The sequence below is a fragment of the Flavobacterium anhuiense genome, assembly GCF_900101855.1.
GTDB lineage: Bacteria > Bacteroidota > Bacteroidia > Flavobacteriales > Flavobacteriaceae > Flavobacterium > Flavobacterium anhuiense.
In genome coordinates this window covers 851187-864957 of the sequence record NZ_FMVC01000001.1, presented here as the reverse complement: position 1 = coordinate 864957, position 13771 = coordinate 851187, and the positions used below count along the sequence as shown (strand labels likewise).

At 33.5% G+C, this 13771-nt stretch carries 13 protein-coding genes; 12 read left to right on the top strand and 1 reads right to left on the bottom strand.

Going from position 1 to position 13771, the window contains the following annotated elements; translation table 11 throughout:
- Window positions 1–16: 16 nt before the first annotated feature.
- The gene (locus tag BLP44_RS03725; protein WP_008465523.1) at window positions 17–244 is read right to left on the bottom strand and encodes a CDGSH iron-sulfur domain-containing protein; all 228 of its coding nucleotides are present in this window, start codon (window positions 242–244) and stop codon (window positions 17–19) included.
- 445 nt (window positions 245–689) lie between these two features.
- Between BLP44_RS03725 and metG the strand changes: the two genes are divergently transcribed.
- The 12 genes from metG to BLP44_RS03665 all read left to right on the top strand — a co-directional run bounded on the left by metG (window position 690) and on the right by BLP44_RS03665 (window position 13701).
- Window positions 690–2825 carry a methionine--tRNA ligase gene (metG, locus tag BLP44_RS03720; protein ID WP_091129457.1) on the top strand — a complete coding sequence of 712 codons (2136 nt, stop codon included), beginning with the start codon at window positions 690–692 and terminating at the stop codon, window positions 2823–2825.
- A gap of 354 nt (window positions 2826–3179) precedes the next feature.
- Entirely contained in the window at window positions 3180–3455 is a 276-nt protein-coding gene (locus BLP44_RS03715) for a hypothetical protein (RefSeq protein WP_008465525.1), read from the top strand.
- Between the two features lie 125 nt (window positions 3456–3580).
- Window positions 3581–5035: a hypothetical protein gene (locus BLP44_RS03710; protein WP_139159166.1), complete on the top strand. Its 1455-nt coding sequence runs from the start codon at window positions 3581–3583 to the stop codon at window positions 5033–5035.
- Between the two features lie 128 nt (window positions 5036–5163).
- Window positions 5164–6051, top strand: a complete 888-nt coding sequence (locus BLP44_RS03705; RefSeq protein WP_091129449.1) for a DMT family transporter — start codon at window positions 5164–5166, stop codon at window positions 6049–6051.
- Window positions 6052–6407: 356 nt separating this feature from the next.
- Complete coding sequence (locus tag BLP44_RS03700; RefSeq protein ID WP_008465528.1) at window positions 6408–7115, top strand: HAD family hydrolase; 708 nt, start codon at window positions 6408–6410, stop codon at window positions 7113–7115.
- Window positions 7115–7744: a chloramphenicol acetyltransferase gene (locus BLP44_RS03695; protein ID WP_091129447.1), complete on the top strand. Its 630-nt coding sequence runs from the start codon at window positions 7115–7117 to the stop codon at window positions 7742–7744. The genes BLP44_RS03700 and BLP44_RS03695 overlap by 1 nt, the downstream gene beginning before the upstream one ends.
- 32 nt (window positions 7745–7776) lie before the next feature.
- Entirely contained in the window at window positions 7777–9171 is a 1395-nt protein-coding gene (locus BLP44_RS03690) for a hypothetical protein (protein WP_091129444.1), read from the top strand.
- A gap of 164 nt (window positions 9172–9335) precedes the next feature.
- Window positions 9336–10466 (top strand): OmpA family protein, encoded by a 1131-nt coding sequence (locus tag BLP44_RS03685; protein ID WP_008465533.1) that lies wholly within the window; start codon window positions 9336–9338, stop codon window positions 10464–10466.
- Between the two features lie 125 nt (window positions 10467–10591).
- Window positions 10592–12043: a hypothetical protein gene (locus tag BLP44_RS03680; RefSeq protein ID WP_091129442.1), complete on the top strand. Its 1452-nt coding sequence runs from the start codon at window positions 10592–10594 to the stop codon at window positions 12041–12043.
- 95 nt (window positions 12044–12138) lie between these two features.
- On the top strand, window positions 12139–12657 hold the full coding sequence (locus BLP44_RS03675; protein ID WP_008465537.1) for a ferritin: 519 nt from the start codon (window positions 12139–12141) through the stop codon (window positions 12655–12657).
- Window positions 12658–12738: 81 nt separating this feature from the next.
- Entirely contained in the window at window positions 12739–12924 is a 186-nt protein-coding gene (locus BLP44_RS03670; RefSeq protein ID WP_029271150.1) for a hypothetical protein, read from the top strand.
- Window positions 12925–13008: 84 nt separating this feature from the next.
- Entirely contained in the window at window positions 13009–13701 is a 693-nt protein-coding gene (locus BLP44_RS03665) for a DUF2461 domain-containing protein (protein WP_091129439.1), read from the top strand.
- Window positions 13702–13771: the final 70 nt, after the last annotated feature.

The following is a 13771-nucleotide window of genomic DNA, read 5'->3' as shown; positions in this document are numbered from 1 at the left end:
AAACTAAATTAAAGAATTAGTTCGTTTTCATTGGAGGTAAATCAAACGCTTTTGAATCGTGTTCAAAGCTATTACGGTGCGCTCCATCGCAAAATGGTTTATTTGCAGAATGTCCGCAACGGCAAAGTCCAAGTGCAGTTCTTCCTTGTAAACCGTAAAGTGCTCCTTCTGGATCCATGATTTCAAAATCTCCTTCAATTTTGATTGATCCGTTTTTATTGATGATTAATTTAGTCTTGCTCATAAAATTTGTTTTTTTCGGATGCAAAGATTGCGAAATATATTTTGAAGATTTTGCTTGCAATGCTAGTTTAAACTGGTTCTATTTTATATGAGTTTTGCCACGAAGGCACGAAGACGCAAAGCTTTTTGTTCTAGTTTGTCATTCCGAGGAACGAGGAATCACACACGGGGTTCGACAAAGATTGACGCTTTATATTGCGAAGTTTCTAGTGCGATTCCTCGTTCCTCGGAATGACAAACTGCATGGTTAATCCTCAACTTAAAGCAAAAAAACTTTGCGTCTCTCCTCCCGATAGCTATCGGGATCGCGAGAACCAAATTCAAAAAAATCTTAGCGAATCTCGGCGTTTTTTCTTCGTGCAACTCTGTGAAAATAAAAGCGAATCTCGGCGTAATATTAAAATCTCAATTCTATTGCTTATTTTTGCACTCAATAAAATTGAATTATGATACAAGATCCAAAGAGATATACAATCACGGCGGCATTACCTTACACCAACGGACCTATTCATATTGGTCACTTGGCTGGGGTTTACGTGCCTGCAGATATATATTCGAGATATTTAAGATTGCAAGGAAAAGATGTGGCATTTATCTGCGGAAGCGATGAACATGGAGTTGCAATTTCGATGAAAGCCAAAAAAGAGGGAATTACACCGCAGGAAGTTATTGATAAATATGACGGAATCATCCGTAAATCGTTTGCAGATTTCGGAATTTCATTCAACAATTATTCTAGAACTTCGGCAAAAATTCATCATGATACAGCTTCTGAATTCTTTAGAACTTTGTATGATAAAGGCGATTTTATTGAAGAAGTTACCGAGCAATTGTACGATGCAAAAGCAAATCAGTTTCTAGCAGACCGTTTTGTGGTTGGAACTTGCCCAAAATGTGGTAATGACGGAGCTTACGGAGATCAATGTGAAAATTGCGGTTCGACTTTGAACGCAACTGATTTGATTAACCCGAAATCGACAATTACAGGTGAGACTCCGGTTTTAAAATCAACTAAGCACTGGTTTTTACCTTTGGATCGTTATGATGCTTTTTTACGCGAATGGATTTTGGAAGGTCATAAAAACGATTGGAAAACCAATGTTTACGGACAAGTAAAATCTTGGATCGACGCAGGATTAGAGCCTCGTGCTGTAACTCGTGACTTGGATTGGGGAATTGACGTTCCTGTTGAAGGTGCCGAAGGCAAAAAGTTATACGTTTGGTTTGATGCACCTATCGGTTACATTTCTTCTACCAAAGAATGGGCTGCACGCGAAGGAAAAGATTGGGAACCGTATTGGAAAGATCAAGACACCAAATTGGTTCACTTTATCGGAAAAGACAATATTGTTTTTCACTGTATTATTTTCCCAGCGATGCTTAAAGCAGAAGGAAGCTATATTTTACCAGACAACGTTCCCGCAAATGAGTTCTTGAACTTGGAAGGAAACAAACTTTCGACTTCTAAAAACTGGGCAGTTTGGCTGCATGAATATTTAGAAGAATTTCCAGATAAGCAGGATGTTTTACGTTACGCTTTAACATCAAACGCTCCTGAAACAAAAGATAATGACTTTACTTGGAAAGATTTCCAAGCTAGAAATAACAACGAGTTGGTTGCCGTTTTCGGAAACTTTGTAAACCGTGTTGTAGTTTTAACCAACAAATATTACGATGGAGTTATCCCAACGCCAAACGAATTTACAGAAGTTGACGAACAAACTTTAGCAGAATTAAAAGCGTATCCAGCTGTGATTTCAAGTTCGGTTGAGCGTTACAGATTCCGTGAAGCTTTGGGCGAATTGATGAATGTGGCTCGTTTAGGAAATAAATATTTAGCAGACGAAGAGCCTTGGAAAGTTATGAAAGACAATCCAGAACGTGTAAAAACTCAAATGTATGTGGCATTGCAAATTGCTGCTGCGTTGAGTGTTTTGGCTGAACCGTTTTTACCTTTCACAGCGGCTAAACTTTCCAAAATATTGAATTTAGGAGATCTTAAAGAACACTTTGAAGGTTTCAGCAAATTCTTGAAAGAGAAAGATCGCGATGCAAAAGACATCATTATCGACAAAACATTAGGTTGGAATGACATTTCTGAAAACCCAGATTTATTGCCTGCAGGACACAAAATTGGCGAAGCCGAATTGCTTTTCGCTAAAATTGAAGACGAAGAAATACAAAAACAAATAGACAAATTGGAAGCGACAAAAACCGCAAATATTGCTGAAAACAAACAAGCAGAACCACAAAAAGATTTAATTCAGTTTGAGGATTTTGCGAAAATGGATATTCGTATCGGAACTATTTTAGAAGCTGAAAAAATGCCAAAAGCAAATAAACTTTTGGTTCTTAAAGTGGATACAGGAATCGATGTTCGTACGATTGTTTCGGGAATTGCTGAAAGTTTTTCTCCGGAAGAAATTATCGGAAAACGTGTTTCTGTATTAGCAAACCTTGCTCCAAGAGCTTTACGCGGTGTTGAAAGCCAAGGAATGATCTTAATGACAACAAACGCAGAAGGAAAACTGGTTTTTGTAAATCCAGATGCTGATGCGCCAAATGGCGCTACGGTAAACTAAACTGATTTTACACACTAAACATATCGTTTGTCATTTCGAGGAACGAGAAATCTTCGCAAGTAACTCCGCAATGAGAATCCAATCTTTGTCGAGCTTCTCGCGAAGATTTCTCGTTCCTCGAAATGACAAGATTGCAAAATTAAAGGAATAAAATTCTTACTTTTTATTGTTTCTTTCAAATTTATATTTGTACGTTTGTACTGACTAAATATTTGAAGGCTTTCAATAAAACTTATTAAAGTTAACAATAAGCGAACCCTTGCCATGGTGAAGGAACAGGAAACTGTCCTAAATCTATCTTCGGATATTTAGTCACACCTAAAGCGAGGGTTTCGTGCGTTTAATATTTTCGAGATGACTAAAGAAAATCAAAAACCGACACATCAAGATGTAATGCCATCAATGGCAAAATTTCTATCAGACCTTTGGTTTGAAGGAGATTTTAGAGAACAGCCCCATTATCTGTCTGAAATTTTCAAGCGAATTCTTGAAACAGATTTGGGAGATGACAAAGAGCTAAGATCAAAAATGATGGAATGCATCAAAACCAGTGAAATGCTTGCCGAAACACTCGAACCCTTTTCGGATAAACAAATTCAGAAAGCTTGCAGTAAAATTTTAGCTGCTTAAAACAACAAAAAAGCGCGAACCGATTATAGAATTTAATCGATTCACGCTTTTTGCTTTTAGGAAAACCAAAAATTTCTAGATTTGCACAAAAAATCTTTAATACATTACATCACAAATAATTGCGAATGCCCAAAAAACTACTCCTTACTACGACGCTATTACTTTTTAGTTTGATTTCATTTTCACAGGAACTAGTATATTACACTCCACTTGAATTAAAAAAGCATCGCGATGTTCTTCCAATCGTAAACAATGACAAAGAAGTGACTTTATTTGTTAGCGATAAGATCAAAGTAAAAGCCATACGCTTAAATGAAAAAATGCAGATTATTGATAGTATTTCTAGCGAAAGACCTGATAAGAAAAAATTTGCTGAAATGATTGGATATAATTCAACTAATTCTAATGCAAGGTTATTTTGGGCATCTAAAGACCGCAGCTTAATCCTTTCTCAATTTTATGATTTTAAAACCCGAAAGATCTCAACACAAGAATTGACTTTATTTATTCAGAACGAGCAGGTCTTGCAAGGTTTTAGTTCCAATGATAATTTTTTTATCTTAACAATAGTAAAAGAAACCAGTATCTTAAAGCTTCATGTTTTTGATCAAGATGGAGATCATAAAACACAAACAATTGACTTAAGCAATTTTCGTTTTTATAAAAAAGACTACACAAAAACGAGTCTTTACGGTATCTTTGAAGAAAGCCTTTTGGCATTCGAAGCTCCGTTTTCACTACAAAACATTAATTCAGAAACCCCAACCTCTATTACAGACGGAGCCAAAAAAAGAAAATGTTATATTGACAATAACGAACTGATTATAACACTTGACTCTAATGTTGATTACACTCAAATTTTTATAATAGATTTAAAGAACTACACGGCGAAAGAAAAAATCATAAACAAAACCATTATTATGAATGAAAGCCGTGCAACTTTAAATTCAAATTCATTTTATTTTGATAAAAAATTATATCAGATGAAAAGCTCCCCTAATTCTTTTTTCTTTACGATAAAAGATTTTGACGGAAATGTTCTGAAAGAGTATAATGTAACACCAGACACTCCTATTAATTTCAAAAATTCAGAAATCTATCAAGAAGGCGGTGATTTTGGAGGAAAAAGAATTTTAGAAACCAGTTCGCAGTTTATTAGAAAAGTAAACAAACTAAATTCTGGAATTTCATGTTATAATATTCGTGATAATACATTAATCACACTTGGAAGTGTTTCTGAATTAAAACAAGGGAGTTCTCAAATATTTATTGGTGGCGGATTGATAGGAATTGCCGCTTCGGCTGTTGCAGGAGCAACAATGGCATATTACAATTCGACTATGAATAATTTTAATTCTTATTCAAATAGAAAAGTAGTAAAAATAGAATGCTTGTTTGATAAAGATAATAATCATATAAAAACGGAATTGCAACCATTAGCTTTCGATAAAATCAGAACTTTCTTTGATGACACTACAGACGTTTCTTCTCAAACATTATTCAGAGTGCAATCATCATACTATTTAGGTTATTATGACAATAAAACAAAAGAATATATCATTAGAAAATTTATAGATTAATCTGCATCAAAAAAATAAAAAAAAAGCGCGAACCAATTACTATTTTTAATTGATTCGCGCTTTTTCCTTTCAAAATACTCGATTTCTAAGTTATCTTTGAAAAACAATACACGATTAAAATTCATTCAATGAAACTCACCAAACCAAGATTAGCCCTAATCTGCGGTATACTTTGCATATCGATTTTCCCAATATTGGTAAAATTACGTTTAACACCAGGATTGATTTCGGCTTTTTACCGAATGTTTTTTGCTGTGGTGTTGCTTTTACCTTATGTCATTTTCAGCGGAAACTTTAAACTTCCAAAATTAAAGTTTGCTCTTTTGGCAATACTTTGCGGTGTTTTATTCTCATCTGATGTTGCGGTTTGGAATATCGCCATTCAGGAATCAAGTGCGACTCAAGCTTCGTTGCTTACCAATTTATCTCCAGTTTGGGTTGGAGTTGGTTCTTTCTTTTTTCTGAAAGCGAAACCTGCAACGAATTTCTGGATCGGAACATTAGTCGCTTTATTTGGAATGGTAACTTTGGTTGGTTTTGAGTTTTTTATCGATTTAAACTTCGATAAAGCATTTCTATTTGCCGTTTTATCTGGCATTCTATATTCCATTTATCTTTTGGTCAGCAAAAATGTACTTTCAGAGGTTGATGTTTTGTCGTTTATGACCATTAGTTTATTTGCTTCAAGCATCTATTTAGGAATTTTATGTTATGCAATAGGCGAACCTTTCACCGGATTTTCAAACGCTGGCTGGTTTGTTTTGGTTCTACAAGCAGTCATTTGCCAATTGTGCGCTTGGCTTTCGATAAGTTATGCCACTCAACACATGCGCGCAACGAGAGTTTCACTAAGTTTATTGAGTCAAGCTGTAATTACCTCAATTTTAGCTTGGTTGTTTTTGGAAGAACAAATAACTTTACAGATGGTTTTGGGAGGAATCATTCTGCTTTTCGGAATCCGAATTACTTTTTACGATAAAACAATTTCTTTGAAAGGGCTTTTTTCTAAAGATTAAATAAAAGGTTTCACGCAGATTACACAGATTTAAGCAGATTCTAAAAAATCATTTTAATTCTTAATAATCTATGGCAAAAAACTCTCGCAGATTCAGCAGATTGAGCAGATTTATTTTTTTAAACATGAATAATCATTTAATCTGTGGCTAAAAAATTTGTGCAATTTGCGTAATTTGTGGTTAAAAAAGTCTCGCGCAGATTGAGTAGATAATTTTTTAAATCCCAATATTCCGAAAGCTATCGGGAGTGGCAAAAAAATTAGTGTAATTCGTGAATTGCTTCGCCTGTTCGCTATCGCTCGGGTCGTGGCAAAAAACAAACCTGAAACAAAAAAACACTTGAAACAAAAAACACCATGTTACATAAAACTAAAATACCAAACCTAAAAGTAATCGCATTTGATGCCGATGACACTTTGTTTGTAAACGAACCTTATTTCCAGGAAACCGAACATAAATTTTGTGCTTTGATGGAAGATTACCTTTCGCATCAGGGCATTTCGCAAGAATTATTTAAAATAGAAATTGCCAATCTACCTTTGTACGGTTACGGAATCAAAGGCTATATTCTTTCGATGATTGAAGCCGCAATGAACATTTCGAACAATACCATTCCGATTGAAGTCATTGAAAAAATAATTCAATACGGAAAAGAATTATTGGAAAAACCAATCGAATTGCTAGACGGGATTGAAGAAACACTTCAGGCCCTAAAAGGCAAATACAAATTGGTGGTAGCAACAAAAGGCGATTTAAAAGACCAGCACAGCAAACTGCACCGTTCTGGTTTGGGACATTATTTCCACCACATCGAAGTAATGTCAGACAAACAAGAAATTGATTACCAGAAACTTTTAGGCCGTTTAGATATTGAGCCGCACGAATTTTTGATGATTGGAAATTCATTAAAATCAGATGTTCTGCCTGTTTTAGGAATTGGCGGTTATGCCGTTCACATTCCGTTTCACACTACTTGGGAACACGAAAAAATTAATCACACTATAGAACACGAGCATTTTAGTTCATTTGAAACTATTGCAGAAGTGGTTCCGAATTTATTATAATGAAAACACTTTTTGACCTAGAAAATTGGAATAGAAAAGAGCATTTTGCCCATTTTAAACAAATGGATGAACCTTTTTTTGGCGCAACGGTAGAAATTGATTGTACAAAAGCGTATCAAACCGCAAAAAGCAGCAATGCTTCTTTTTTTATTTTCTATTTGCATAAAACTTTGGCTGCAGTAAATGCCATTGAAAATTTTAGATACCGAATTTCTGGAGATCAGATTTACATCAACGACCGAGTAGATGCCTCTGCAACTATTGGTCGGGAAGATGGTACTTTTGGGTTTTCTTTAATTGAATATCACCCAGATTTTAAAACATTCGAGCAAATCGCATTAACCGAAATCGAGCGCATTCAAAATACAACCGGACTTTTCACTAGATCTTTTGATGATGATAATCTGATTCATTTCTCAGCAATTCCGTGGCTGAATTTCAGTTCGATCACCCATGCTCGCAGTTTTACATATCCAGACAGCTGTCCTAAAATTTCGTTTGGAAAAATGATGATTTCTGAGACGGGAAAAAGAACGATGTCAATGGCGGTGTATGTTCATCATGGTTTAATGGATGGAATGCACGTTGGTCAATTTGTAGATCTTTTTCAAGAGCTTATGAATCAATAATAAGCGGAATAATTTTTGTGCTTAAAAAACATATGAAACGAATTTTTCTTTTTTTGTTTTTAATATCCACTACTGTTGTGTTAAGTCAGACAGTGCTAACTTCTTATGCAATAGATTTAAAAAACAAAGTGGGACAATCCGAAGTCATGACTGGCGAAAATACGGCTTCTCACGATGTATTTGTTTTTGCAGCAAGCGCAGACAGCCTTTCTATTTTAAAATATAATAGCGCTTTATTCTTACGAGATAAATTCGTTACCTCTCGCCAGTATACTGAAAACAGATCTTTGATGGGCTACAGCTTTAGCGAAGACGGAAATCCGACTTTGTATTGGTTTTCGGGAGAAGAAAAAACAATCATTTTGATTAAATATTATCTGGAAAACAAAACTTCTAGAGCATTAAAATTTCAAATTCCGCTTGAAGAGAATTATCTCTTAACGCAATATCAAAAAGACAACAATTTCTATTTATTGATGCAAAGCAAAACAAAACAGGCCTTGACTGCTTTTGTTTTTAAAAACGGAATGGCAGAGGAACGGTTTTTAGATTTTAGCTCTTTCAAATTCATAGACAGAAAAACTCTTCCTAGAACATTTAACCAGATTCTGAATGAAAATCCGATCGAGAAAATGGATTCTGGCGAGTACAATCCGTTATATAAAGTAAGTGCCAAAAGCAAACTTTACACGCTTCCGAACCGTTTGATTCTAACTTTAGACCAAAGTTTTAGAAAAACACAATTGTTTGACATTAATTTAGAAAATCAGGAAATAATAGAGAAGACGTTTATGAAACCTGTTGGAGAGAAAAATCCAAAGACGTCTAACTCTTATTACCATGAAAACAAATTATACCAGATCAATGTTAACGCTGACGAACTTTTGTTTGACATAAAAGATTATGAATCTGGTGAATCTTTAAAATCATTTGCAGTTACAAAGAAAGATACGATTCGTTTTGGCAATTCTCCTTTGCTCATGCAGATTGAGGATCGTCAACCGAAGCAATTAAAAAATACAGCAAAGTTTTTAAAGGCATTATCTTCTCTTGATGCCGGACTTTCGGTTTATAAAAATCAAAAAAATCTATTCATCACATTAGGAGGTTCGGGAAGCAATTTAAAATCGATTTCTATGAACGGTTTTAACTTTAATGACCCTTTTGGCGATTTTCCTTCAAACAGTTATTACAATATTGAGACAAACTATTCTGTTTTTTTAGAAAGTATTTGGACCAAAAAGTTAGAATTAACTCAAGCAACACATGAGCCTTTTGCCGCTGATAAAGTCTACTATTTTTTAGATTCCCATAAAGAAGCTGTACTTTCAAGTACACTTAAGTTAAATAATTACACCCTTTTAAGTTACTACGACGTTGTTGCCAAACAAATAGTTCTTCGCAAATTTATTGACGGACTTGACTAAAAAATTCGTTATCAACAACTTATCTAAAACCCAGCATTTATGGGTCATTCCTTATTCTTTAATTTTCTGCTAATAGTCTTATTTTAATACTTTTTTGGCTTCTAAAGAAAGTTTTTACCTACAATTTATTGTTGTTTTGGGCAAAAATTTAAAATTAAAAAATAATGAAAAAAGTTGTAATGACTCTTGCATTTGCCCTAGCGTTAACTGGAGTACATGCGCAAACAGAAAACAATAACGGTTATAATAAATGGTCTATAGATTTAGGCGCAGGTTTTAATAAACCGCAACGACCATTTAGCGATGGATATTCTACAAATACTGTAAGTCCATGGACTGGAGATTTAGGGGTTCGCTACATGTTAAACAACAAGTTTGGTTTGAAAGCTGATTTTGGATACAACAGTTTTACTGCAAAAGGCAGCTCTATCGATTTTGATTCAAAATATTACAGAGTAGATTTACAAGCTGTAGCCAACTTAGGCCGCATCATGAATTTTGAAACTTGGACAAACACTATTGGTTTATTAGGACATGCTGGTTTTGGTTATTCTCAATTAAGAAGCGATAACTTTAGAGGAGCAGATGAAATGGGCAACTTTATTGCTGGTGTAACTGGACAAATAAGGTTATCAAACAGAGTGGCTTTAACGGGTGACTTCTCAACTATTTTAAACGCATCACAAGACCGTACTTTTGACGGATCATATGTTGGAGGCAACAGAGGCTTTTCTGGATTGATTTTTAACGGAACTGTTGGTCTAAATGTTTACTTAGGTAAAAATACAAAACATGCTGACTGGACGGTAATTTCTAATGAAGACAGTGACATTTCTGCTTTAGAAAGCAAAGTTGCAGACCTTGAATCACAAATCAAAAACAGACCCGCTCAAAAAGAAGTTATTGTAGAAAAACAAGTAAGTGCTCCACAACCTGCTGATAATGATTTAATCAAAAGAATGATTAATGATAAATATTACAGTGTGTATTTTGATTTCAATAAAACAACTCCAATTGAAAACTCAACTGCTGCGATCGATGTGGTTTTAAATTACTTAAGAAAAAATCCTTCTGCTTCTCTTGATCTTGTTGGTTATGCTGATCAGGTTGGAAAAGCTGAGTACAACGAAAAACTATCTAATGCTAGAGCAACAAACGTAAAAACTATTTTTGAAAAAGCTGGAATTGCTTCTTCTCGTTTAAATGTTATTGCAAATGGTGCGGATACATCAATCCAAAAAGATTCTGATGAAGCTAGAAGATTAGCAAGAAGAGTTACTTTTATTGTAAAATAATTTCTTTTTAATAGACTTGATTAAAAAGTCCTTAAGAAAAAATCTTAAGGACTTTTTTTATATCCAATTTTAAAAAAGAAGAAATATCTCATAAAATTTGGAATAAAATTTGATTAAATCTATTTATGAAAAAACTACTACTCATTTCTCTATTATTTTCTAAAAGTGTTCTGTTTAGTCAAACAGTATTAAATTCGTTGCCACTATCTCTAAATAATCTAGAAAAAACTCAAATTCTAAATATTGAGGACAAAGAAACCAAAGACATTTACGCTTTTGCTTGGGACAATCAGAACATAAATATTTTGAAATACAATAAGTCTTTGTTTCTAACCAATCAATTTACAGATTTAATAAAAAAAGAAGCCAATAGAAATTTAATGGGCGCTACAATCAGTGCGGGACAAAAACCTACACTATATTGGATTTCGGGAAATAATAAAAACATTCTAATTACTACTTACAATTTAGATTGTAAAACATCTGAATCCTTAAATTTTGATTTTCCTAAAAATCATAATTACATTATAAGCTCTTTTCAAGAGAATAATGCCTTATACATTCTTGCCAAAGAAAAAGAATACGAACATCTTCTGCTTTACAAATTTGAAAATCAGAAGTGTGAAATTAAAATGCTTGATTTCTCTCCTTTCACTTTTAAAAATAAAGAAAACGTAAATATTTCTTTCAATGCACTTATTCAGTATTTTCCAATTAAGAAAATAGAATCTGATATTCTTAATTCTCTTGATCTTACATCATCAATATGCAAGATGTATGTGCTTGAAAATCGTATTATTTTGACATTTGATGATCGCGTACAACGAACGCAAGTTTTTGAAGTTAATTTAAACACTGGCATTATGAAAGAAAGAACTTTTGATAGTCCTGCTTCGAAAAATCCACTGGCAACAGCAAATTCATTTTATAATAATAAAAAGCTATTTCAAATCGCAGCCAATGAAGATGAATTATTGTTTGAAGTAAAAGATTTTGACTCTAAAAACATCATAAAGAAATATTCTTTTTCAAAAAATGATAGTATTCCGTTTAAAAATTCTCCTTTCTTTGTTCAAATCAACAACAAAAAACCGAAGCAGCTAAAAAACACTGCAAAATTTCTTAAAGATTTAGAAGGACTTACTGCTGGTATTTCTATAATTAAAAATAAACAAAACACTTTTGTTACTTTTAGCGGTTTTGGAGAATCTCAAGATTACTATTTCAAAGCTGATTCTCCCGATCAATTTGGGCTTCGCGAATATTATTCATTAACAAAAATGGTCTATTTTGATGCCACATTAAATGAAAATTTAGATTTTATAAGCGACAAACAATCACAACCTTTGGCAAGCGAGAATTTGTTTTATTATTTAAATTTCAATAAAACTATAAACTTATATGATGCATTAGAATTAAAGAATTATTACATTTTAAGTTACTATGATGATGCCTCTAAGCAATTTATTATGCGAAAATTTACGGATGGTTTTATGATGGGAGACAATAGAAATTCAATTATAAATAAATCGATTTTTTCCAATCCTGCTACTTTCGGCAAAATCAATTCGCACTAATTTTACATAGAATTAGCCAAAAAGCCTAATGTTTTCGAGGATTCTAAAAAGTGTAATGAATAATTTTTCTTAATTTTACAAAAAAGACACTTATTATGTTAGCAAAAAATATTGAATCGGCTTTAAACAAGCAAATCCGCATAGAAGCAGAATCTTCACAAACCTATCTTTCTATGGCTTGTTGGGCTGAAGTGCAAGGATTAGAGGGAATTTCTCAATTTATGTACACACAGTCAGACGAAGAGCGTGCGCACATGCTTAAGTTGGTTAAGTACGTAAACGAACGCGGAGGACATGCTCAGGTAACAGATCTTAAAGCGCCAAAAACAACTTATACTACTTTTAAAGAAATGTTTGAAGAGCTTTATAATCATGAACTTTTTGTTTCTAAATCTATCAACGAATTGGTTCATATTACTTTTGAAGAAAGAGATTATGCAACGCACAATTTCTTGCAATGGTACGTTTCTGAACAAATTGAAGAAGAAGCTACAGCTAAATCTATTTTAGATAAAATCAACTTAATTGGTGACGATAAAGGCGGACTGTATTTGTTTGATCGTGATATCCAGCAATTAACAGTTACGAGTTCAATCGCTATCAATCCTAAATAAAAAAGTTAAAGTTTATTTAGAATATTTAAAAATAACTTTTTTGGTTTATATTTGTCTCTGTTTTTAAAATTCAGAGGAAAAGTGAGCAAGAAAGAAAAAGACAAGGACAAAAAAAAGGATAAAAAGAAAAAGAAAAACAAAGATATCCTTGATAAAATTAAGAAGATTGAGAATTGTAAATCTTCTTGCTGTGAGAAATATAAAAAGAGCGAAAAGAAACGCTGCTCACGCTGTCCTATGTTCGATTTATTCAAAAAAACTGCTTAACGCGATATAGAAAAACCCATCAGATTTCTCTGGTGGGTTTTTTAGTTTTAAATTGCAGTCTATTTTTGATTTTTAAGATCCATTATGAAAAACGGCGTAACAATTCCCAAATCTAGTCTTGACTTTTTGGTTCAGCTAAAAGAAAACAATAATAAACCATGGTTTGAAGAGCATAAACAGCAATATTTGATAGAACTTAATCATATTGAGAATTTTGCAGGCGCTTTACTAAAAGAACTTTCCAAAACTGATGTTTTAGAAAATACTTCTGGTAAAAAAAGTGTTTACAGAATCTATCGAGATATTCGTTTTTCTAAAGATAAAACTCCTTTTAAGACATTTTGGGGCGGAAGTTATACGCGGGCAACTGCTGCAAGACGCGGCGGTTATTATTTTCATCTGGAAAAAGGAAATAGTTTTTTTGCGGGCGGATTTTGGGGACCAAATGCTGCTGACTTAAAACGAATAAGAACTGAATTTGCTCAAGATCCCGAAACCTTTCAGGAAATTCTGAATTCTCAATCTTTCAAAAGCAATTTTGGCACTTTGCAAGGTGAACAACTTAAAACAAAACCAAAAGGTTTTGATGTGGATCATCCGGCTATTGATTTGCTTCGTTTCAAACAATTTTTGGTCATAAGACGTTTTACTGACGAAGAAGTATTAAGTCCGCAATTTTTAGAACTTGCTTTAGATGCTTTCAAAAATATGAGACCCTTTTTCGATTACATGAGCGAAGTTCTTACAACTGATGCAAATGGCGTTTCTATTTTATAAAAACAATTTACTATAAATTATAAACCCGACAGGTTTTTCATACCAATCGGGTTTAACCAACGATATTCTC